Consider the following 21,086-nt stretch of genomic DNA (forward strand, 5'->3'; position numbering starts at 1 on the left):
GGGGGACTTTTTATGAAAATAATCGTTGAACAGACAGACCTAGAGGAGCCTGAAGTGGTGATTCGCGGAAATCCGGGTGATCCGCGGGTTGCTAAGCTGGTTGCGGCATGTAACGCGGCGGTTGGTACCGGGAAACTGTTTCTGTATAGAGATGGGCGAGAATATTTATATAACTTTCGCGATGTTGCTTTTTTTGAAACAAACGGAAATAAAGCATATGGCTTTGTGAATGGCGAAGCTTACGAAACGCGGCACAAGCTGTACGAATTGGAAGAATTGGCTTATCCATTTGGGTTTGTGCAGATTAACAAAGGTGTGCTCGTCAATGTTGGACAGGTGCGTTCGGTGGAGGCTGAGTTTTCCGGAAATTACGTTGCGGTGCTAAAACAAGGGAAAACGCGTTTAACCATTTCGAGAAAATATATTAAGGCGTTTCGCCACTATGTAATGGAGGTTTACTAATATGAAAAAGGTGTTAGACTATGCGGTTATGGGATTAGGGATCGGCTATTTTATTTCAACGGTTTGCCTGTCACTTATGCGTGGGCTAGATGAGACTATGGAAAATGTCTTGGCGTGGATGATTGCATCGGTGCTGTATGGATTGATTTCGATGATCTTTGACACGGACTGGTTACCGCTTCCCGGGATGATCGCCGTGCATTTTTGCGGCTGCGTGGCGATTACACTGGGTACGGCTTGGATCCTCGGATACGCAGATTCCTTTTTGTCGCTTGCGTTGGATGTTGTGCCGATTTTTATTGTCATTTATATTTTAATCGGTTTGGGAATCGCGCTTTATGCTCGACAAGATACAAAGAAGCTGAATCAAAAAATGGGGAAATAACTAGAAAGAACTAAACAAGCCTTCTCAATAGAGGAGGCTTGTTTTACACTAGGCACAAAAAGCTGAGAAATGTTGCATGAATTCCCTGAAATGATATTTCTTGCAACACTTAGCATGGTGTGGTATACTATATCATGTATTTATATAGGTGGAGGAATCTATTTTGCTGTTTAACGCTTTGCGCTCTGGAAATTTGCAAGATGCGATTGTCGTTTTGGCACTTTCGTTGCCGGCAGTCGTTCTATGCTTATCGATTCACGAGGCCGCGCATGGGGGAATGGCCTCTGCGCTCGGCGACCGGACGGCGCGCGACGCCGGGCGGGTCACGCTGTCGCCGCTCGCGCATATCGATCCGTTTGGTTTTTTGTGTCTGCTGCTGTTCGGCTTCGGCTGGGCGCGGCCGGTTCCGGTCAATATATCCAATTTCAAAAACCGGAGATGGGGGATGGCGCTTACCGCGATTGCGGGACCACTGTCCAATTTACTGACCGCATTTGTTTTTTTCTGCCTATACATCGTTGCCGGGACTTTTATTCCAGGTACATTCGGCTATGTTGTTATGCGTTTTTGCCTGGTGGTTGCCAATATGTCGGTCGGCCTCGGTGTTTTTAACCTGATTCCCGTACATCCACTGGACGGTTCGCGCGTGCTGGATGCGTTTCTGCCGTTTTCGTGGTCGCTTAAGCTGCAGAAATATCAGTCGGTCATTCTGCTGGTATTTGTGGTAGCTTTATGGTTTGGCTGGCTCGACGGTCTGATGGCGGCTGTCAGCAATCAGATCGCGGGTTGGGCGCTGCGTTTTATGGGGATACTGCTGTAAACGGAGGCGCGCATGGAACTCGAATTTCACCTTGATCATTTCGACGGCCCGCTGGATCTGCTTCTGCATCTGATTTCCAAAAATAAAGTCAGCATATATGATATTCCAATTGCAGAAATTTTGGAGCAGTATTTAGAGGTTCTGCACGAAGCTCATGAAATGGATATGGATGTGGCGGGCGATTTTGTCGCCATGGCCGCTCAGTTGGTCTATATTAAATCAAAAATGCTGTTGCCCCGACATGAGGAAGAGGAAGAGGAAGACCCCCGCGCAGGCTTGGTGGAGATGCTGCTCGAATACCAGAGGCTCAAAGAGGTCGCACCGTTCTTCCGGGACCGGGGCGAGCTCGGACGAGACATTTTTATCAAGCAACCGGAACAATTGCCCGACACACCACGCCCGGAATACCATCATTCGGTGGATGATCTTGTACGTTCTGCCGATAATATGCTGCAAAAGGCATTGCGCCGCGTGCCACCGTCTGCAAAAGCGTTTTCCGGAATCGTTGGCAAGGAGCCGGTGCCGGTTGCAACGCGGATCGCCTCGATTTTAAAGCGATTTTTTAAAAGCGCGCGGTTGAAGTTTCAAACTCTGTTTGATGACGCAAAAAACCGTTCTGAGATTGTGGCAACTTTTTTAGCTGTGCTGGAATTATCCAAAACCCGGCGCATCCTGCTGGAGGGCGAAGGCGAGGAGGTCGAGCTGACGCTGACCGACGATAAGGAGAGTAACTTGTATGACACAACTGGAGGCCGGACTTGAGGCCGTGCTGTTCGCCGCGGGCGACGCGGTTCCGGTCGACCGTTTGGCGGCAGCGCTTGAGGTTTCGCGCGGCGATTTGTTAGAAGCGGCAGAGAAGCTTTCGAGTGCTTATGATTTTGACCAGAGGGGCATCATGCTGCTTCAGCTTGAGGACAAGCTTCAGTTATGCTCCCGGCCTTTATACGCGGAAGCGGCACGCCGGGTAACCGAGAGCCGGCGTCCACCGGCTTTGTCGCCGGCCGCGCTGGAGGTGCTGACCATCGTGGCATACCGGCAGCCGGTTACGCGCGCGTTTATCGACCAACTGCGCGGCGTTGATTCTGGCGGCACAGTGGCAGGACTGGTGGAAAAAGGGCTGATTGAAGAAGCTGGTCGAATGGATGTGCCCGGACGGCCCATTTTATATAGAACGACTGATATATTTTTACGCACATTTTCGTTATCCAGCTTAAGTGAATTGCCGGCGCTTCCATCGCTGGAGGAAAATGAGCAGATGGAACTGAACTTGGATGATTCAGCGCCGCCTGCCGAGTTGGAAGGACAAATGGCGATGGAAGCGGAGACCATCGGATGAAACGGGGTGGGCATTGATGGCGATCCTCTTCTTTGTGCTTCGCATTGTGCTGATTTTGCTCGGTTTGCTGGTTTTGCTGGCGGTGGTTTTGCTTAGTCTGCGCACTGGTATTGAAGCAACTGGCATCAATGGCGATGTGACAGTGGATGTGCGCTATGGCCCGCTGCGAATTCCGGTTTATCCACCGCCTAAACGGGAAAAAGATGAGACGGGCAAGCCGCCCGAAAAGCAAAAGGCGAAGAAAAAGAGCAAGAGATATCAATACAGCCTAAACAAGGAAGCACTGGACGTTGGAGAACTGACCGATTTGGCTTTAACACTGCTATCCGAGCTTTCTGGAGCGCTTCGGATCAGCAAGCTGCGTGTGCGGATCGTTGTCGGAACTGACGATGCCGCCAAAACCGGTATACGTTTGGGGCAGATTTCTGCTGTGGTTGGCATGATGGCACCGTTTCTTGAGAATACTTTTGATATGAAAGATTATCATGTGAGCGTAGATGCCGATTTTGACGCTGACCATACCGAATGGGCATTTACAGTATTCTGTTCGCTGCGCCCGGTGCGTTTGCTTTGGCTTTCACTGCGGCATGGCGGAGAAGGATTCCGACTTTATAAAAAACTGCTTAGGAAAGAAGAGGCGATTAAAAATGAGTGAGCATCCCATTGGAACCCTGATGACTGAGACCATGGCCAAAATTAAAGAAATGGTTGATGTGGATACGATAATCGGCACGCCGATCACTACGCCAGACGGGATAACGGTTATCCCGGTGTCCAAGGTGACGTTTGGTTTTGCGTCCGGCGGCAGTGATTTTATGCCACGTCACGCGCAGGCTAATGCTCCTTTGGCATTTGGCGGCGGCGGCGGTGCGGGGGTAACGGTCGTCCCGGTCTGTTTTTTGATTATTTCACCGACTGAGGGCACGCAGATTCTGGGTGTCAATGCGCAGGCATCGACCACCGTGGACCGTCTGGTGGAAATGATTCCCGGCGCGATCAATAAGGTGTCCAGCTTTATTGAGGGCCGTCACGGTAAGGCGGAGGATATGCAGCCGGAAGACGAATAATGCCGCTTTCCCCGCAAAACCTACTCATAGTTATTTTTATGAGTAGGTTTTGTTATGCAGGGGAGATGTGGATGATGAAAAAGAAATTATGTTTTATGCTACTTTACCTGTTGCTGACCGCGCACGCCGGCGCAGTCAATGCGCAGGGAGCGGCAGTGATAGACGCGGATACGGGCGCGGTGCTGTTTGAACAGAATGCGGACAGCCGCCTGCCAATGGCTTCGACGACTAAAATTATGACCGCTCTGGTGGCGATCTCTGAGGGCAACCTAGATAGGACGTATCAGGTGAAAAAAGAATACACGCAGGTCGAGGGCTCCTCAATGTATTTGCGTGAGGGGGAGAAAATAACACTGCGTGATACACTGTATGGTTTACTGCTCGAATCAGGGAACGATGCGGCAGTGGCCGTGGCGGGCGAATGCGGCGGATTTGACGCGTTTATTGAAAAAATGAATGCCAAAGCAGAGGAACTTGGCTTGAAGGACACCCACTTTGACAATCCAAACGGGCTGGACAGTGAAACGCATTATACAACAGCGCATGAACTGGCAATTATCACGGCTGCCGCTATGCAGGATCCGACGTTCCGGCAGATCGTTTCGACGCGAAACTATAAGGCCGGCGAGCATGTAATGAGCAACCATAACCGGCTGCTGTCGATGTATGACGACGCGATCGGCGTTAAAACCGGTTTTACCAAGCGCAGTGGGCGTTGTCTGGTTTCCGCGGCAGAGCGGAATGGACGAACTCTGATTGCGGTCACGCTGAGCGACCCGGACGACTGGAACGATCACATGGCAATGTTGAATAACGGATTTTCCCAATATGAGGAAGTCACGCTGCATCGGGCAGGCGACGTGGTAGGAGAGCGTACCGTATTTGGCGGAGATATGGATAAAGTACCGCTGATTGCGCAGAGCACAGTCAAGGCATATTTAACGAAAGACGAACGGGAAAAGCTCAAAAGTGTGCAGCTGGGAGACAATATCTGTTATGCGCCGGTCGTACGCACGGCGCTGGCTGGACAGATTGAATACCGGCTGGATGACCGAGTGCTCGCGCAGGATAATGTGCTTTTTGGCGGAGCATCTTTGCTGCCGCCCGAAGAAAAGAGCCTGCCGGAACGGATTTTGGAGCGTTTGTTCGGCAAAGGATGAGACAACGGAGGATGACAGGTGCAGGAGAGACTTCAAAAGATTTTGGCACAGGCGGGGCTATGCTCACGCCGTACTGCTGAAATCTGGATTGAACAGGGCCGCGTGACGGTCAATGGACGCAAAGTGTCGCTGGGGGACCGGGCGGATCCCCGGCAGGACTATATTTGCGTAGACGGAAAGCCGATCGGCACGGCCGAACAAAAGGTTTATTTGATGCTGTATAAACCGCGCGGCTATGTGACCACGTTGAAAGACGAACATGGGCGCAAGACTGTAGCGGAACTGACGAACGGCTGCGGCGCGCGCGTCGTACCGGTCGGTCGGCTTGATTATGCCTCGGAGGGACTGCTGCTGCTGACCAATGATGGGGAATTGACAAACGCATTGACGCATCCACGCCATGAAGTGCCCAAAGTGTATGAGGTGCGTGTGCGTGGTGCTTTACAAAAGATTTCCAAGCTTTCAGAGGCGATGGAGATCGACGGTTATCAAATTCAGCCTGCAGAAGTCGTTCTGCTTACACAAGATGAGCAAACGGCAAAACTTCGCCTTACCATTCATGAAGGGCGAAACCGACAAATCCGAAAAATGTGCGAACAGTGCGGTCTGGAAGTGCGGCGGCTGAAGCGTGTGGCGATTGGCAAGCTGGCGTTGGATCCCGCCCTGAAAGCGGGCTCATGGCGGGAACTTACGCAGCAGGAACTGTGCTATTTGCAAGAAACGACTGCAAATATGCAGGATGAGTGAAATACTTCTTGCATTTTCAGGATAAACCGCTTAGAATTAAAAAAGCTAAAATGCAAGCGGCGACGCAAGGAGCGGACCATGAACGATTTGATCGGAAAGATACAAAGTGAATTACCCGGCTTTTCAAAAGGTCAAAAACAGATTGCGCGGTTTATCTTAGAGCATTATGATAAGGCGGCATTTATGACGGCAAGTCGGCTGGGCACGACGGTCGGAGTCAGCGAGTCGACTGTCGTCCGGTTTGCGACTGAATTGGGATACGACGGCTATCCGCATTTGCAGCGCGCGCTGCAGGAAATGATCCGCAATAAGCTGACTTCGGTGCAGCGCATGGAAGTGTCCAGCGACCGAATGGGCGGCAAGGATGTGCTGCAAACTGTGCTTCACGCTGATACGGATATGATCCGCATGACGCTGGACGAACTGGATCGAAAAGCCTTTCAAGGCGCGGTAAACGCGCTGCTGGACGCTCGGCATGTGTACATCCTTGGCGTGCGCTCGTCAAGCGCACTGGCAAGCTTTGTCGGATTCTATTTTAATCTGCTGTTTGATAATGTCGCGCTGGTACATACCAACAGCGTCAGTGAGATTTTTGAGCAGATCCTTCGCATTGGTGAAGGCGACGTGTTTTTGGGCGTGAGTTTTCCGCGTTATTCTAAACGGACGCTGTCCGCGATGCGCTACTCTAAGGATCGCGGCGCGCGTGTGATCGCGCTGACAGACTCGCATCTTTCCCCGCTTGCGCGCGTGGCTGACCATACGCTGATTGCAAAAAGTGATATGGCAAGCTTTGTTGATTCGCTTGTTGCGCCCTTGTCTGTCCTCAATGCGTTGATTGTGGCCGTCGGCATGCAGCGAAAGAGCGAGATAGAACAGACCTTTAACGCGCTCGAGAGTATTTGGGAAGAATACGACGTTTATGAGAAGCCGGAGGACGATATAAATTGAAAGTAATCGTAGTCGGCGGCGGGGCGGCCGGGTTGATGGCTGCCGGTACGGCGGCGGAAAACGGCGCTCGGGTCACGCTGTTTGAGAAAAATCCCAAGGTGGGCCGTAAACTCTTTATCACAGGCAAAGGCCGATGCAATGTCTGCAACGATTGCGATGAACAAACGGTCTTACAGAACGTCCCGGTTAATCCGCGCTTTTTATATTCGGCTTTGGGATGCTTTGGACCTCAGATGGTCAAGGCTTTTTTTGAAGCACACGGCGTGCCGCTCAAAACAGAGCGCGGAAACCGTGTATTTCCGCAGTCTGATAAAGCCGCGGATATCATTGATGCGTTGTTTGTCTGGATAAAACAGTCGGGCGTTTTGCTGAAAGATGAGGCTGTGACAACCATCCTTGCAGAGGGCGGAAAAGTAACAGGAGTCAGAACCGCTGCCGGGATTTATGCCTGCGACCGAGTCATCGTGGCGACCGGCGGCGCATCGTATCCACAAACCGGTTCGACGGGAGACGGATATCGCTTTGCCAAGGACTTGGGACATCTCGTTGTACCGCCTAACCCTTCACTGGTGCCTTTGGTTGATGCGGACAGCGTTTGTAGGGAACTTATGGGGCTCAGCTTGAAAAACGTGCAGGTAACTGTTTTTGAGGATAACAAAAAAATTTATTCGGATTTTGGTGAAATGCTGTTTACGCATTTCGGCCTATCCGGTCCGCTGATTTTATCCTCGTCCGCGCATATGCGGCATTTTGGAAGCAAGGCCTATCATATCGAGATCGATCTTAAGCCCGCGCTGGACGAGAAAATGCTGGACAAACGCCTGCTTGCGGATTTTGATCGCCATAAAAACAGCGATTTTATCAATGCGTTGGGAGAATTGCTGCCGCGTAAGATCATTCCGGCGGTAGTCGAATTATCGGGAATTGATGCGCGCGCCAAGGTCAACAGCATTACGCGGGCGCAGCGTGCAGCGCTTCTGCATACTTTAAAGCATTTTTGCATCAATGTGTCGGGCAAACGGCCGATTGAAGAGGCCATTGTGACTACCGGCGGTGTATCGGTTAAAGAAGTGAGTCCCAAGACGATGGAATCAAAAAAGGTTTCCGGCTTGTATTTTGCGGGTGAAGTTCTAGATGTGGACGCATATACCGGCGGTTTTAATTTGCAGATTGCGTGGTCGACGGGACGGCTTGCTGGACTTTCGGCGTCGCAGGAATAGGGGAGAAACATATGGGATTTATATCGGTTGCGGTTGATGGACCGTCCGGAGCAGGAAAGTCTACGGTCGCGCGGGCAGCCGCCGAACGACTAGGGTTCGTTTATGTAGATACCGGAGCGATGTACCGTTCGATCGGTCTTGCGGTTTGCCGCCGTGGCGTAGCCGAGGAGGATACGGCAGGCATTTTAGAAGCCCTGCCTGGAATGGAGATATCCCTGCGGTATGAGGAGGGCGCGCAGCATGTGCTTCTGAACGGAGAGGACGTATCAGACGCTATCCGCACGCCGCAGATTGCGCAGTATGCCTCCAAGGTGTCGGCAGTTCCGGAGGTGCGCCGCTTCCTTTTAAACTTGCAGCGTGATATGGCAACAAAAAATAATATAATTATGGACGGCCGCGATATTGGGACAGTTATCCTGCCTGATGCGCCAGTCAAAATATTTTTGACAGCTTCGGCTGCCTGCCGGGCGGAGCGCCGTTACAAAGAGCTGTTGGAAAAGGGTCAGCAAGTTACTTTTGACGGCGTGCTCGCCGATATTGTGCGGCGGGATTTGCAAGACAGCTTGCGCGCAGTTGCGCCGCTCAAGCAGGCTGACGACGCGGTGCTGTTGGACACCAGCAAACTGACACTGGAACAAAGCATAGACGCGGTGCTGCAGATTATTCACGAGAAAATGAAGGGGTGAAACCATGAAAAGCAAATACCATCGTTGGTTTCAGTGGCTGGCGATCCCATTTGTAGCGCTGGCATTCCATATTTATTTTGGTTTTACGGTTAAGGGCAGAAAGAATATCCCTGAAGGCGGCTGTGTGGTCTGCCCTAACCACTGCCAGCTATCCGACCCGCCGCTGGCTGCTGCTGCGCTTGGGCATCAGGTGCCGCTGCGCCTCATGGCCAAAAAGGAGCTGTTTGCTAAGGGGCTTTTGGGGCCGCTGATCTCCTGGCTTGGCGCATTCCCGGTCGACCGTGGCGGAACGGACATTACGGCAATTAAAACTGCGCTTGGCACGGTCAAGGCCGGTCAAAAGCTGATCATTTTTCCACAGGGTACACGCGATGCGGCAGAGGGGGAAACCAAAAAAGGCGCGGCCATGCTGGCGGTTAAGACGCGCGCACCGATTTTGCCAATGTACATTTCGGAAAATAAAAAACGCCGGTGTCACGCAAAGGTGATTATTGGAGAACCGTTTTTGCCGGATGTTAAAGAAAAAGATTATGGCGTTATCGCAGATGATATCCTGCGGCGCATTTATGCGCTGAAGGAGCAGGCATGAGCGTCACAGTAGCGAAAACAGCAGGGTTTTGTTTTGGCGTGCGTCGCGCGGTTGATTTGGCGGAGCAGCAGGCAGCGCATAAGGGCACGATTTATGCCTATGGGGAAATCATTCATAATTCGCATGAGATTCAACGTCTGGAAAAGCTGGGCGTGCATACCGCCGTTACATTAGAGGAAATCCCCTGCGGAGCGGCGGTGTTGATTCGTGCACATGGCGTACCGCGTGCGGTTTATCAATTGCTTCAGGAAAAGGGTTGCGAGATATTTGATGCAACCTGCCCATTCGTGCGCAAGATCCATGAAATTGTCGATCGGGAAAGTAAAGCCGGGCGTATGATCGTCGTTTTTGGCAGCCGCAACCATCCAGAGGTGCTCGGCATTCAGGGATGGTGTACGGACTCTCTGGTTTTGCAGAGCGAAGAGGAAGCCCGACAGGCGCTGAAAAATCCGGAATTTGTAAGATCACCTATTTCAGTGGTTGCTCAAACGACAGTAAACCGGGCTCTTTGGGATATTTCTGTCAGTCTAATAAAAAAAAGGTGTACAAACCTCAAAATTTTTGATACAATATGTAAAGCGACGGATGAGCGCCAGTCGGAGGCTCGTCTGCTTGCCGGTGCGTCGGACCGAATGATTGTGATCGGCGATAAAAAAAGCTCGAATACCAAACGGCTTTATGAGATTAGCCGCTCCTTGTGCGGGGATGTTATCTGCGTCGAGGATGCCGCTGGGCTTCGGGCGCAGAAGCTCGCGCACGGTCAAAGGGTTGGGATCACGGCGGGTGCATCCACACCGGCATGGATAATTAAGGAGGTCAGTAACATGATGAGCGAAGAAACGAAAATCGAAAATGGTGAAGACTTTGCGGCAATGCTCGAGGAGTCTTTCAAAACTTTAAATACAGGAGAGAAAGTCACCGGTACCGTAGTTGCCATTTCGTCGACCGACGTGCAGGTCGATCTCGGTGTGAAGCATACCGCTTACATCCCGCTGAGCGAGCTGTCGGACGATCCGGCCTATGATGTAAACGCCAACATCAAGCCGGGCGAAGAGATCGAGGCTGTCGTTGTCCGCGTAAATGATGGCGAAGGCACAGTCACACTGTCCAAGAAGCGCGTCGACCAGCTGAAAGGCTGGGAGACCATCGAAAAGGCTTATGAGGATCATGCGGTCGTCGAAGGTATCATTATTGAAGAGAACCGCGGCGGTGTGGTAGCGACTGCGTTCGGTGTTCGAGTCTTTATCCCTGCCAGCCAGACTGGTGTGCCCAAGGACCAGCCGATGAGCCAGCTTGTCAAGACCAAGCAGTCTTTCTATATTACGGAGATCAACCGCCAGCGCAAGCGCGTCGTCGGTTCGATTCGCCAGATTCAGCAGGAAGCCCGCAAAGAGGCTGCCGAAAAGATCTGGGCAACGATCGAGGTCGGCAACGATTACGAAGGAACAGTCAAGTCGTTGACTTCCTACGGTGCGTTCGTCGATATCGGCGGTGTGGACGGCATGGTTCATATCTCTGAACTGAGCTGGGGTCGTGTTAAACACCCGTCCGAGGTCGTCAGCGTTGGCGATAAGGTTAAGGTGTTTGTGATTGGCTTGGACAAAGAAAATAAGAAAATTTCGCTTGGCTACAAGCGTGAGGAAGATAATCCGTGGAACATCTTTAAATCGCAGTACGCTGTAGGCGATGTGGCTGAAGTAAAGATTCTGAAGTTCATGCCGTTTGGCGCATTCGCGGAGATCGTTCCGGGTGTGGATGGCCTGATCCATATTTCCCAGATCGCGGATCATCGTATTGCTAAACCGGAAGATGCACTGGAGATCGGCCAGCAGGTCGACGCCAAAATCATCGATATTAACGATGAGAAGAAAAAGGTATCGCTGTCTGTACGCGCGTTGCTCGTGGGCGACGACGAGTACGAGGACGAAGAGTAATTGCCACAGCTTGTAAAAGAAGCACCCGAATGGGTGCTTCTTTTTTGCCTATATGCGTATACTTGCAGGAGGAGGTGGCGGCCTATGAAGCGGCGGTTTCACTATCGAAAGAGAAGCGGGCTGCGGAAGGCTTTGCTGATTTTTACAAGTGTTTTGGCATTGTGCGGCTTAATCACCGCGCGCCTATATCCAGTGTATTTAGAATATGCAATTAATATTTGTGAAGATAGCGCGTTGCAGGAAATCAACGCGCTGATGGAGGATAAAATCTTCTCCGATCGAGAAACCTATGAGAATCTGGTCATTCTGGAGCGGGATGGGGAAAACCATGTGACCGCACTGCGGACCGATGTGATCGCGATTGGGAAAATCAAAGCGCAGATTGTGAATGGGCTTTATCAGCATCTGGATGATTTGGAACATACAACGGTTGAAGTGCCCATTGGTACGATCTTTGCGCCGCACTTTTTTACTGGTATAGGCCCGACGGTGGATATCGGCATGGCCGGGCTTACACAGATGTCTGCGGAATTTGTCAGCGCATTTTCTTCAGCGGGCATTAACCAAACGCGGCACAATATCATCATAGAGGTGCATGCCGGCTTTCGAATTTTGACGCCGTTCGGTGCAGAGGATCGCGAAATCATCAGCAGTTATCCGGTAACAGATACTGTGATTGTTGGAACGGTACCCGAGCAATACACCTATATCGACGATACACGCAGCGATCTGCTGGGGAAGATCAATGATTATCAATAATTCCGCCAAAATCGGAAAATAACACTACCGCAACGCTGGATTTTTTGGTATACTATATAACGTATTGGGTAATAAAGGGGCGTTTGGATGAACCCTCAGGAACAGATCGCCGGATTGCGCGCGCAGCTGCGGCATCATAACGAAAAATACTATAACGAGGATGCACCGGAAATATCGGACTATGAGTATGATATGATGCAGCGGGAGCTACGCCAGCTGGAACAGGAATACCCTGAGTTTGCAGACGAGAATTCACCGACACAGCGTGTTGGCGGCGCGGCTTCGGGGCGTTTTCCAAAGGTGTCGCACACATATCCGCTGGAAAGCTTGCAGGACGTGTTTTCCTTTGATGAGCTCGATGATTTTTTCGTCCGCGTGGAAAACGCGGTTGGTGAAGCGGAATATGTGGTGGAGTACAAGATCGATGGTTTATCGGTCGCTCTGGAGTATGAAAACGGCGTGTTTGTGCGCGGTGCAACTAGGGGAGACGGTCAGGTAGGCGAGGATGTTACAGCAAACCTAAAAACGGTTCGCGACATCCCACAGACGCTGGAAAACGCGCCGCCGCGCTTGATCGTGCGCGGTGAGGTGTATATGAAAAAGTCTGTGTTTGACGAGCTAAACACAGAACTGGAATTGCATGAAAAACCTCTGCTTGCCAATCCCCGAAATGCTGCGGCAGGGTCTTTGCGGCAAAAAGACAGCAAGATCACTAAATCTCGCAAGCTGTCCATTTTCTGTTTTAATATTCAAAACATCGAAGATCTGCCTCTTGAAAGCCATATTGAATCGCTCGACTATTTAAAAAAACTGGGGTTTCCCGTCAGCCCGCGTTATCCACTGTATCATGACCGGCACGATGTCCATGCAGAGATCGAGCAGATGGGGGATAGCCGGGATACGCTGGACTTCGATATTGACGGCGCGGTCGTTAAGGTCAACTCGTTTGTGCAGCGCGGACAACTTGGATCCACGGCAAAATTTCCGCGCTGGGCGGCGGCTTATAAATATCCGCCCGAGGTCAAGCAGACGCTATTGAAAGAAATCGTCATTTCTGTTGGGCGGACCGGCGTGCTGACGCCGAATGCCGTCCTGTCGCCTGTTCGTCTCGCGGGTACTACAGTTTCCAGAGCGACCCTGCACAACCGGGATTTTATTCGGGAGTTGGATGTCCGTGTGGGCGATACTGTATCCGTGCGTAAAGCCGGTGAAATCATCCCCGAGATTATCAGTGTTGTGAAGGACAAGCGCCCTGCAGGCGCAAAACCATTTGAGATGCCGCGTTTTTGCCCGGTGTGCGGCGCGCCGGTATTCGAGGATGAAGAGGAAAGCGCGATCCGCTGCACGGGTGCGGCCTGCCCCGCGCAGCTGCTGCGAAACTTGATTCATTTTGCCTCGCGTGACGCGATGGATATTGACGGCTGCGGCGAGGGCAATTTACAGAAGCTGATCGACGCGGGGCTTGTCGGTTCAGCGGCGGATCTGTATGATTTAAAAGTAGAGCAATTGCTCCCGTTGGGAAAAAAGGTTGATACGTGGGCAAACAATCTGGTTCGTGGCATTGAGGCAAGTAAGACACGCGATTTGTCGCGGTTGCTGTTTGCATTTGGCATCCGGCATGTTGGACAAAAGGCGGGTAAAATACTCAGCAATTATTTTGGCAGCCTGGATGCGCTTTTGCAGGCTTCGGTCGAAGAAATGACCGATATTCGCGACATCGGGCTTACAACCGCACAATCGATTGCTGCTTGGCGCGAGCTGGAGCAGTCTCAGAAGCTAATCGAAAAACTCCGTGCGCATGGTGTGAACTTTATTGGGGAAAAGACGGCCAAAAGCGACCTGCTCGCAGGCAAGACCATTGTTGCGACAGGCAGCCTGACCCTTTATACCCGTAAGGAGATTAATGACTTGATTGAAGCACTGGGCGGAAAAGCGTCCGGCTCGGTATCGAAAAAAACGGATTATATAGTGGCTGGGGAAAACGCGGGCAGCAAGCTGCAAAAGGCAGCGGAACTTGGCATCCCGGTGCTGACAGAAGAAGAATTCAAAAATATGATACAGCAGGAGGAGATTTGACATGGCAATTTCCCGCAAGGAAATCGAGCATATCGCGGCGCTTGCACGGCTGGATTCTACCGGCGGCGTGTTTGACCGCTTGGCGGAGGACATGCAAGGCATCGTGGAAATGGTGGACAAGCTCGCGGAATTGGACTTGGGCGATATTACGGATATCATCAACACGGAGCGCAAAAATGCGTTTCATGATGATGTAGTGATTCAGGATTTTACGCCGGATGAACTGATAGAGCCAAACGCGCCGGATTTCCAGGCGGGCGGCGTAGCCGTTCCGCGCGTCGTTGAGTAAAGGAGGGACAGAGATGGCACTATATGAAAAAACTGCGGCCGAGTTGTCCGAACTGCTTGGCAAAAAGGAAATTAGCGCGTTAGAGCTGGCGCAGGATGTGCTGGCTCGTACCAGCGCGGTAGAAGACAAGGTACAAGGTTATGTAACGGTTACCCAAGAAACAGCGCTGGAAACAGCGAAGGTCGTCGATGAAAAACGTGCTGCGGGCGAAGCGTTATCGCCGATGGCCGGTATTCCAATTGCTGTCAAGGACAATATCTGCACGAAAGGCACATTGACTACCTGCGCATCCAAGATGCTGTATAATTTTAAGCCGCCATACAATGCGACAGTCGTGGAAAAACTGGCTGCGAACAATGTCGTGATAACCGGCAAAGCCAATATGGATGAATTCGCAATGGGGTCGTCCTGTGAAAACTCTGCGGCGCATCCGACGTATAACCCACACGGTTTGAACCGGGTGCCCGGTGGTTCATCGGGCGGTTCGGCTGCGGTGGTCGCGGCAGGGGAAGTACCGCTGTCGCTGGGTTCTGATACGGGTGGGTCGATCCGCCAGCCCGCGTCGTTCTGCGGTGTGGTCGGCCTGAAGCCGACCTATGGCGCGGTTTCCCGCTACGGGCTGATCGCGTTTGCGTCCTCGCTCGATCAGATCGGTCCGTTTGGCCGGTCAGTCGAAGATACGGCAATGCTGTTTGACGCGATTACGGGACACGATCCGATGCATGATTCGACGTCGGTAAAAACTGCGTTTGAGGGTTCGGTTAGGAAAAATTTGAATCCGGACATTAAGGGGATTAAGATCGGTCTGCCAAAGGAATACTTCGGCGCAGGTGTGACTGAGGAAGTACGCCGCAATGTTATGGCTGCAGCGGAGACTTACCGGAATCTGGGCGCGGAAGTGTTTGAAATATCGCTGCCGCTCGTCGAGTATGCGCTGCCGGTTTATTACATTCTTTCGTCTGCGGAGGCATCATCCAATCTTGCTCGTTTTGACGGTGTGAAATACGGCTATCGAACGCCGAACGCCGCCGACGACTTGATTGAGCTTTACGTCAAATCGCGTTCCGAGGGCTTCGGTGCCGAAGTGCAGCGCCGTATCATGCTGGGCACTTATGTGCTGTCCTCGGGCTATTATGATGCCTATTACAAGAAAGCGCGCGCAGCGCAGCGCAAGATCCGCGAGGAATTTGCAGCTGCTTTTGAAAAGTGCGATGTGATCCTGACCCCGGTTGCGCCCACGACTGCCTACGAGATTGGCTCAAAAACGACCAATCCGCTGGAAATGTACGCAGGTGACGTGTGCACGGTATCGGTCAATATTGCGGGACTGCCCGCGCTGGTGCAGCCCTGCGGCTTTGATGGGAACAAAATGCCTGTTGGCATGCAGTTGATCGGCCCGCGTTTTGGCGAACAACAGCTAATGAACACCGGCCTTGCATTCGAGCAGGCGTCCGGTCTGAAAAACCTGATTGCGGCGCTGTAAGGAGGAAGATAAGACATGAAATATGAAGCTGTCATCGGCCTTGAGGTGCACGCGGAGTTGTCCACCAAGAGCAAAATTTATTGTTCGTGTTCAACCGGGTTTGGCGCGCCGATCAATTCGCATACCTGCCCGGTCTGCACCGGTATGCCGGGCGCGCTGCCCGTGCTGAATAAGCAGGTCGTGCATTATGCCGCTAAAATGGGAAAGGCGACCGGATGCACGGTCAATAAGCTGTGTAAGGCTGACCGTAAAAACTATTTTTATCCTGACCTGCCGAAAGCTTATCAAATTTCCCAGTTTGATGTTCCGATCTGCGAAAATGGAGAGGTCTATTTCTATGTAGACGGTGAAAAGAAAATGTGCCGTCTGGAGCGAATCCATTTTGAGGAGGATGCGGGCAAACTGCTGCACGACGAGATCGACGGAACGATCGTCGACTTTAACCGCTGCGGCGTGCCGCTGATAGAAATGGTAACGCGCCCCGATCTGCATTCGGCAGCTGAAGCTAAAGAATTCCTGGAGATGATCAAAACCACGCTCGGGTATCTCGATATTTCGGACTGTAAAATGGAAGAGGGTTCGATTCGCTGCGACGTCAATGTATCCATTCGTCCCGAAGGTTCAAATGAACTGGGCACGCGTGTGGAGATGAAGAACGTCAATACGTTTTCGGGTGCCGTGCGTGCAATCGATTATGAAATCGCACGGCAGATCGACGTGGTCGAGCACGGCGGAACGGTGCAGCAGGAGACCCGGCGGTGGGACGACGTTAAGCTGAAGAATACCGTTATGCGTACCAAAGAGGACGCGCAGGATTACCGGTATTTCCCTGATCCCGACCTGATTGCGGTTGAGATCGATGACGATTGGATGAAGCAGATCGAAAGCGAGATTCCAGAGCTTCCGATCAGCCGATATGAACGCTATTTGAATGAATACGGCATGACCGCAATGGAAGCGCGTCTGATTTCGGAAAGCTTTGCAAAGGCCGAACTGTTGGATGCAGCGGCAAAGTCGGGTAAAATTAAGCCCAAAGCGGCGGCCAACTGGATTTTGTCCGATATTTCTAAATATTTGAACGATAAGAATGTGGAACTACCTGCAACAAAAATGACCTCTATGAAGTTGGTAGACCTGATTTGCCTGATCGACAGCGGAACGATTTCCGGCGCTGCAGGTAAAAAGGTGTTGCCTGCAATGTTTGAAACGGATGAAACGGTCGAGGCCATCGTCGGACGCATGGGGCTAAAACAGGTTTCTGATGAGGGTGCCATTCTTAAAATTGTGCAGGAGGTCCTCTCAAATAATCCCAAAGCTATTGAGGATTTCAAGGCTGGTAAAAACGTCACCGGTTTTCTGGTCGGCCAGTGCATGAAAGCGTCAAAGGGACAAGGCAATCCGCAGATCATCAACAAGCTGATCGCACAGGAACTTGCCAAGCTGTAAAAGGATTTAAGCGGCTGCTTTTGGCAGCCGCTTTTGGTTCATCATTGCGAAGTGAAAAATTGTAATACAGTTGGGAATAGGGTATAATATTCCATAATGAAAACAAGGCATAAGGAGGAAATGCATTTGGATATGATGGAGACGCTGAAAGCACTGTGCAGCCTGCCAGCAGTCAGTGGTTTTGAAGCGGAAGCCGCTAAAACTGTCGCAGATATGTTGAGGCCGTATTGTGATTCAGTGGAAATAGATGTGCATGGAAATGTCCTTGGCATGAGAAAATGTGCAAAAGAGCACGCCCCCACAATCCTGCTGGATGCACATTTGGATCAGATTGGCTTTCTGGTCACTGATGTGCTGGAGGAAGGTTTTTTGCGTTTTGCGCCGGTAGGCGGTGTTGACCCGCGCATGCTGCTAGGCAACGAAGTAATGATTCTGGCTGATACGCCGCTGTATGGCGTAGTCTCCTGCATGCCGCCGCACTTGCTCAAGGCAGGAGAACAGGATAAGGCAGTTTCTATCGATGAAATGTTGATTGATACCGGACTTTTAGATGCACGCAAGTCCGTGCGTATCGGCACGCCAATCGTATTTGCGCAGCAGCCGGTGGAATTGGCAAAAGGCGTGCTGTGCGGCAAATGTCTGGATGACCGGGCCGGCATTGCCGCCATCCTGCTTGCCATGGAAAAACTGAAAGACGATCTGGAACTGCCCTGCAATGTGGCTGTATTGATCAGCGTGCAGGAGGAGGTCACCGGCCTTGGCGCGCAGACTGGGACATTTGCGGTGCAGCCTGCATTTGGAATTGCAGTGGATGTCACACACGGCAAAACGCCAGACGGCCCGTCTGATGGAGTATTTGAATTGAGCAGTGGCGCAGCAATCGGCGTGGGCCCCAATTTTCACCGCGGATTGACCGATATGCTGATTCAAACGGCGAAAGCGCATGATATCAGCTATGAATTGGAGATTATGGAGGGCAATACCGGCACCAATGCGTGGACAATGCAGATAGTCGCCCACGGTGTTGCGATGGCGTTGCTTTCCATTCCTGAACGCTATATGCATACACCAATTGAAACAATTCATACTGCAGATATAGAAGCGGTAGCTGCACTGATCTATCATTTTGCACGTTGGTTTACTGGGGAGGTGCGTCAATGATTGAACTGCTAAAAACGCTGTGTGCGTTGCCGGGTCCGTCAGGCTGTGAAGAGATGGTTCGCGCCTGGATCTCAAAAGAGGTGGAACCATATGCGGATGAAATGCGTACAGACGCAATTGGAAATCTGATGGCGTTCCGGAAAGGTGAGAGAGCTTTGGAACGGCCGGTCGTTCTCGCCGCGCATATGGATGAGGTCGGCGTGATTATAAAAAAAATTACGGACGAAGGTATGTTGAAATTCGGATTTGTCGGCGGCGTTGATCCCCGCGTAGTGATCGGCCGATGTATTCGGTTTGGCGAGGTCACTGGTGTTGTCGGTATCAAGGCCGTTCATCTGTCAACTGCTGCCGAGCGCAAAACCATGCCAAAAACGGGCGACCTATATATCGATATCGGTGCGGACAACAAACAAAGCGCGGAAGCACGGGTTGCACCGGGGGATTACGGCGTGTTTGATTCAGCATGTGTCCGCTTTGGAGACGGTATGCTGAAAGCCAAAGCAATTGACGACCGTCTCGGCTGCGCGGTGCTGCTTTCGCTTTTGCGGGAGAAACCGCCGGTGGACACTTGGTTCTGCTTCACGGTGCAGGAGGAGACCGGACTGCGCGGCGCGGCTACCATGGCTTATGCGCTTGATCCTGGGTTTTGCCTGATCATTGAGGGCACGACAGCGGCCGACCTATATGAAATATCAGATGGAAAGGCTGTGTGCCGCGTGCGGGGAGGCGCGGTTATTCCGTTTATGGACGGGGCTACGATCTACGACGCAGAATTGTTTGACTTGTTGCGCCGGGCCTGCGAAAAGCGTGGTATCCCGTGGCAGACAAAAAGCCGCGTATCCGGTGGGACGGATGCCGGACGCATCCAGAAAGCCCGCGCAGGCGTGCGGGTGTGCGCAGTAGCGGCGCCTGTCCGCTATATCCATTCTCCGGCGGGCGTAGCGGCAGAATCGGACATGATTGCGGTGCGCGATGCTGCGCGGGCATTTTTAGAGGAAATCGGAGGAGACGGCGATGAGTAAAGTATTTGAATACTATCAGAAAATCGGCAGTGCGTTTGGCCCATCCGGTCGGGAAGACGCGGTGCGCGAAGTGATTGCTGAATACGCTGCTGCGTTTATTGACGATATCACGACCGATACGCTTGGCAACTTGATTTGCCGGAAAAGGGGAATGGGGAAGAAGCTCCTGCTGGCAGCGCATATGGACTCGATCGGCGTTGTGGCCACATTTATTGACGAAAAGGGGTTTATCCGCTTTGCCCCGGTCGGCGGGCTGTTCAAGGGAGACTTAATCAACATTCAAGTGCGCTTTGCGAATGGTACGCGTGGCGTGATCTCTTATGAAGAAAAAACGCCGTTTAAAGAGCTGACGCTCGATCATTTGTTTATCGATATTGGGGCAAAGGATCGCGCAGATGCGCTGAATAGGATTCAGGTAGGGGATTTTGCGGTCTATGAAGCGCCCTGCTTTGAGCAAAATGGCGTGATTTGCGGCCCATATCTGGATAATCGAATCGGCTGTGTGGCCTTGCTGTTAGCGATGGAACAGATGAAAGAGACCGAAAACGATGTGTATTTTGTATTTACTGTGCAGGAAGAGGTTGGCCTGCGCGGCGCGGGCGCAGCAGCGTTCGCAGTGGAACCACATATCGCTATTGCGGTTGACGTCACCGATACCGGAGACCTCCCCGAACGCAAGAGCCCAATGGCGGTTAATCTGGGAAAAGGGCCGGCTATTAAGGTGATGGATCATTCGGTGATCTGTGCGCCGCTCGTGCGTGAGGCGCTCGAACGCGCGGCAGAGCAGGCAGAAGTGCCGGTGCAGCAAGAAATATTGCAGTTTGGCGGCACGGATACTGCGGCGCTGCAAAAAGCCCGCGCAGGCGTTTTATCGGGTGCAGTATCTATACCGACGCGATATATCCATTCCCCGTGCGAAATGTGTGCCGTAGACGATGTGCTGGCGGCATCCAAGCTGCTGGCATGGGCAGTTAGCGAATTATAAACAAGTAGTCTAAGCCGTTCCGGAATTCCGGAACGGCTTTTTTGGCAGATACCGCTGTTCCTGCTTTCGCCAAAATGTTTGGCCTGTCTGTGGTATGATGACAATCGGCAGAGGAGGGACGCGCATGACCGTGTATGTGGATGTGTTGTTCGCTGTCAATATGCTGATGGACTATCTCGCCCTTTTTGCGGCGGCACGGTTTGGCAGCCTGCCCTGCGGCAGGTTTCGTATGCTGTGCGGTTCATTGCTGGGCGGTGCTTATTCGGTTCTTGCGCTTGTTTGGTCGCCGTTTGGCTGGCTTCCGGTACGGATCCTGTTTGGCATAGTGATGTGCCTCGCGGCTTATGGACGCAGTACATATTTTATCCGCGCTTGCGCGCTTTTTTTTGTGGTTTCAGGCGCATTTGCTGGTATGGCTGCCGCACTTGGTCCGTTAACTGGGCGGCAGTTTCTGCTTGGGGCAGGATATTACTTTGCTGTTCCAATGCGGGCGCTGCTTTTGGCCGCCGCT

General features: G+C 52.0%; 23 protein-coding genes. All 23 read left to right on the forward strand.

Going from position 1 to position 21,086, the window contains the following annotated elements:
* Nucleotides 1-12 precede the first annotated feature (12 nt).
* Nucleotides 13-462, forward strand: coding sequence for a LytTR family DNA-binding domain-containing protein (locus SO058_RS08125; RefSeq protein ID WP_320842493.1), 450 nt, complete (start codon nucleotides 13-15; stop codon nucleotides 460-462).
* A 1-nt stretch (nucleotide 463) separates the two neighbouring features.
* Entirely contained in the window at nucleotides 464-847 is a 384-nt protein-coding gene (locus SO058_RS08130; protein ID WP_320842494.1) for a DUF3021 domain-containing protein, read from the forward strand.
* 214 nt (nucleotides 848-1,061) lie between these two features.
* Nucleotides 1,062-1,667 (forward strand): site-2 protease family protein, encoded by a 606-nt coding sequence (locus SO058_RS08135; RefSeq protein WP_320842495.1) that lies wholly within the window; start codon nucleotides 1,062-1,064, stop codon nucleotides 1,665-1,667.
* Nucleotides 1,668-1,679: 12 nt separating this feature from the next.
* Nucleotides 1,680-2,429, forward strand: coding sequence for a segregation and condensation protein A (locus SO058_RS08140; protein ID WP_320842496.1), 750 nt, complete (start codon nucleotides 1,680-1,682; stop codon nucleotides 2,427-2,429).
* Nucleotides 2,404-3,003, forward strand: coding sequence for an SMC-Scp complex subunit ScpB (gene scpB, locus SO058_RS08145; protein ID WP_320842497.1), 600 nt, complete (start codon nucleotides 2,404-2,406; stop codon nucleotides 3,001-3,003). Before SO058_RS08140 ends, scpB begins: the two co-directional genes overlap by 26 nt.
* 16 nt (nucleotides 3,004-3,019) lie before the next feature.
* Nucleotides 3,020-3,658: a DUF2953 domain-containing protein gene (locus SO058_RS08150; protein WP_320842498.1), complete on the forward strand. Its 639-nt coding sequence runs from the start codon at nucleotides 3,020-3,022 to the stop codon at nucleotides 3,656-3,658.
* Nucleotides 3,651-4,070: a GerW family sporulation protein gene (gene ytfJ / locus SO058_RS08155; protein ID WP_320842499.1), complete on the forward strand. Its 420-nt coding sequence runs from the start codon at nucleotides 3,651-3,653 to the stop codon at nucleotides 4,068-4,070. The genes SO058_RS08150 and ytfJ overlap by 8 nt, the downstream gene beginning before the upstream one ends.
* Before the next feature lie 74 nt (nucleotides 4,071-4,144).
* Complete coding sequence (locus SO058_RS08160) at nucleotides 4,145-5,230, forward strand: D-alanyl-D-alanine carboxypeptidase family protein (RefSeq protein WP_320842500.1); 1,086 nt, start codon at nucleotides 4,145-4,147, stop codon at nucleotides 5,228-5,230.
* Between the two features lie 18 nt (nucleotides 5,231-5,248).
* Nucleotides 5,249-5,977 carry a pseudouridine synthase gene (locus tag SO058_RS08165; RefSeq protein ID WP_320842501.1) on the forward strand — a complete coding sequence of 243 codons (729 nt, stop codon included), beginning with the start codon at nucleotides 5,249-5,251 and terminating at the stop codon, nucleotides 5,975-5,977.
* A 78-nt stretch (nucleotides 5,978-6,055) separates the two neighbouring features.
* Nucleotides 6,056-6,925: a MurR/RpiR family transcriptional regulator gene (locus SO058_RS08170; protein WP_320842502.1), complete on the forward strand. Its 870-nt coding sequence runs from the start codon at nucleotides 6,056-6,058 to the stop codon at nucleotides 6,923-6,925.
* Complete coding sequence (locus SO058_RS08175; protein ID WP_320842503.1) at nucleotides 6,922-8,145, forward strand: NAD(P)/FAD-dependent oxidoreductase; 1,224 nt, start codon at nucleotides 6,922-6,924, stop codon at nucleotides 8,143-8,145. The genes SO058_RS08170 and SO058_RS08175 overlap by 4 nt, the downstream gene beginning before the upstream one ends.
* Nucleotides 8,146-8,156: 11 nt before the next feature.
* A complete protein-coding gene (cmk, locus tag SO058_RS08180) occupies nucleotides 8,157-8,831 on the forward strand; it encodes a (d)CMP kinase (RefSeq protein WP_320842504.1) in 675 nt (224 codons plus the stop codon).
* A 4-nt stretch (nucleotides 8,832-8,835) separates the two neighbouring features.
* A complete protein-coding gene (locus tag SO058_RS08185; protein WP_320842505.1) occupies nucleotides 8,836-9,420 on the forward strand; it encodes a lysophospholipid acyltransferase family protein in 585 nt (194 codons plus the stop codon).
* On the forward strand, nucleotides 9,417-11,354 hold the full coding sequence (locus SO058_RS08190) for a bifunctional 4-hydroxy-3-methylbut-2-enyl diphosphate reductase/30S ribosomal protein S1 (RefSeq protein ID WP_320842506.1): 1,938 nt from the start codon (nucleotides 9,417-9,419) through the stop codon (nucleotides 11,352-11,354). Before SO058_RS08185 ends, SO058_RS08190 begins: the two co-directional genes overlap by 4 nt.
* 84 nt (nucleotides 11,355-11,438) lie before the next feature.
* Entirely contained in the window at nucleotides 11,439-12,113 is a 675-nt protein-coding gene (gene yunB / locus SO058_RS08195; RefSeq protein ID WP_320842507.1) for a sporulation protein YunB, read from the forward strand.
* An 87-nt stretch (nucleotides 12,114-12,200) separates the two neighbouring features.
* Complete coding sequence (gene ligA, locus SO058_RS08200) at nucleotides 12,201-14,189, forward strand: NAD-dependent DNA ligase LigA (protein ID WP_320842508.1); 1,989 nt, start codon at nucleotides 12,201-12,203, stop codon at nucleotides 14,187-14,189.
* Nucleotide 14,190: 1 nt separating this feature from the next.
* Nucleotides 14,191-14,478 (forward strand): Asp-tRNA(Asn)/Glu-tRNA(Gln) amidotransferase subunit GatC, encoded by a 288-nt coding sequence (gene gatC, locus SO058_RS08205; protein WP_320842509.1) that lies wholly within the window; start codon nucleotides 14,191-14,193, stop codon nucleotides 14,476-14,478.
* Nucleotides 14,479-14,491: 13 nt separating this feature from the next.
* Nucleotides 14,492-15,961 (forward strand): Asp-tRNA(Asn)/Glu-tRNA(Gln) amidotransferase subunit GatA, encoded by a 1,470-nt coding sequence (gene gatA / locus SO058_RS08210; protein WP_320842510.1) that lies wholly within the window; start codon nucleotides 14,492-14,494, stop codon nucleotides 15,959-15,961.
* A 15-nt stretch (nucleotides 15,962-15,976) separates the two neighbouring features.
* Nucleotides 15,977-17,407, forward strand: coding sequence for an Asp-tRNA(Asn)/Glu-tRNA(Gln) amidotransferase subunit GatB (gene gatB / locus SO058_RS08215; RefSeq protein WP_320842511.1), 1,431 nt, complete (start codon nucleotides 15,977-15,979; stop codon nucleotides 17,405-17,407).
* A gap of 132 nt (nucleotides 17,408-17,539) precedes the next feature.
* Entirely contained in the window at nucleotides 17,540-18,568 is a 1,029-nt protein-coding gene (locus SO058_RS08220; RefSeq protein ID WP_320842515.1) for a M20/M25/M40 family metallo-hydrolase, read from the forward strand.
* A complete protein-coding gene (locus SO058_RS08225) occupies nucleotides 18,565-19,590 on the forward strand; it encodes a M42 family metallopeptidase (RefSeq protein WP_320842512.1) in 1,026 nt (341 codons plus the stop codon). Before SO058_RS08220 ends, SO058_RS08225 begins: the two co-directional genes overlap by 4 nt.
* Nucleotides 19,583-20,575 (forward strand): M42 family metallopeptidase, encoded by a 993-nt coding sequence (locus tag SO058_RS08230; RefSeq protein ID WP_320842513.1) that lies wholly within the window; start codon nucleotides 19,583-19,585, stop codon nucleotides 20,573-20,575. The genes SO058_RS08225 and SO058_RS08230 overlap by 8 nt, the downstream gene beginning before the upstream one ends.
* A 124-nt stretch (nucleotides 20,576-20,699) precedes the next feature.
* The coding region (locus tag SO058_RS08235; RefSeq protein ID WP_320842514.1) for a sigma-E processing peptidase SpoIIGA at nucleotides 20,700-21,086 on the forward strand (387 nt) is incomplete at its 3' end.

Source organism: Agathobaculum sp. (assembly GCF_034098985.1).
In the GTDB taxonomy this organism is placed as follows: Bacteria; Bacillota; Clostridia; order Oscillospirales; family Butyricicoccaceae; genus Agathobaculum.

Excerpts from the sequence above, each read along its gene's own strand:
- SO058_RS08125 (WP_320842493.1), top strand. The coding sequence starts at position 13 with ATGAAAATAATCGTTGAACAGACAGACCTAGAGGAGCCTGAAGTGGTG.
- SO058_RS08130 (WP_320842494.1), top strand. The coding sequence starts at position 464 with ATGAAAAAGGTGTTAGACTATGCGGTTATGGGATTAGGGATCGGCTAT.
- SO058_RS08140 (WP_320842496.1), top strand. The coding sequence starts at position 1,680 with ATGGAACTCGAATTTCACCTTGATCATTTCGACGGCCCGCTGGATCTG.
- scpB (WP_320842497.1), top strand. The coding sequence starts at position 2,404 with ATGACACAACTGGAGGCCGGACTTGAGGCCGTGCTGTTCGCCGCGGGC.
- SO058_RS08150 (WP_320842498.1), top strand. The coding sequence starts at position 3,020 with ATGGCGATCCTCTTCTTTGTGCTTCGCATTGTGCTGATTTTGCTCGGT.
- ytfJ (WP_320842499.1), top strand. The coding sequence starts at position 3,651 with ATGAGTGAGCATCCCATTGGAACCCTGATGACTGAGACCATGGCCAAA.
- SO058_RS08160 (WP_320842500.1), top strand. The coding sequence starts at position 4,145 with ATGAAAAAGAAATTATGTTTTATGCTACTTTACCTGTTGCTGACCGCG.
- SO058_RS08170 (WP_320842502.1), top strand. The coding sequence starts at position 6,056 with ATGAACGATTTGATCGGAAAGATACAAAGTGAATTACCCGGCTTTTCA.
- cmk (WP_320842504.1), top strand. The coding sequence starts at position 8,157 with ATGGGATTTATATCGGTTGCGGTTGATGGACCGTCCGGAGCAGGAAAG.
- SO058_RS08185 (WP_320842505.1), top strand. The coding sequence starts at position 8,836 with ATGAAAAGCAAATACCATCGTTGGTTTCAGTGGCTGGCGATCCCATTT.
- SO058_RS08190 (WP_320842506.1), top strand. The coding sequence starts at position 9,417 with ATGAGCGTCACAGTAGCGAAAACAGCAGGGTTTTGTTTTGGCGTGCGT.
- yunB (WP_320842507.1), top strand. The coding sequence starts at position 11,439 with ATGAAGCGGCGGTTTCACTATCGAAAGAGAAGCGGGCTGCGGAAGGCT.
- ligA (WP_320842508.1), top strand. The coding sequence starts at position 12,201 with ATGAACCCTCAGGAACAGATCGCCGGATTGCGCGCGCAGCTGCGGCAT.
- gatC (WP_320842509.1), top strand. The coding sequence starts at position 14,191 with ATGGCAATTTCCCGCAAGGAAATCGAGCATATCGCGGCGCTTGCACGG.
- gatA (WP_320842510.1), top strand. The coding sequence starts at position 14,492 with ATGGCACTATATGAAAAAACTGCGGCCGAGTTGTCCGAACTGCTTGGC.
- gatB (WP_320842511.1), top strand. The coding sequence starts at position 15,977 with ATGAAATATGAAGCTGTCATCGGCCTTGAGGTGCACGCGGAGTTGTCC.
- SO058_RS08220 (WP_320842515.1), top strand. The coding sequence starts at position 17,540 with ATGATGGAGACGCTGAAAGCACTGTGCAGCCTGCCAGCAGTCAGTGGT.
- SO058_RS08225 (WP_320842512.1), top strand. The coding sequence starts at position 18,565 with ATGATTGAACTGCTAAAAACGCTGTGTGCGTTGCCGGGTCCGTCAGGC.
- SO058_RS08230 (WP_320842513.1), top strand. The coding sequence starts at position 19,583 with ATGAGTAAAGTATTTGAATACTATCAGAAAATCGGCAGTGCGTTTGGC.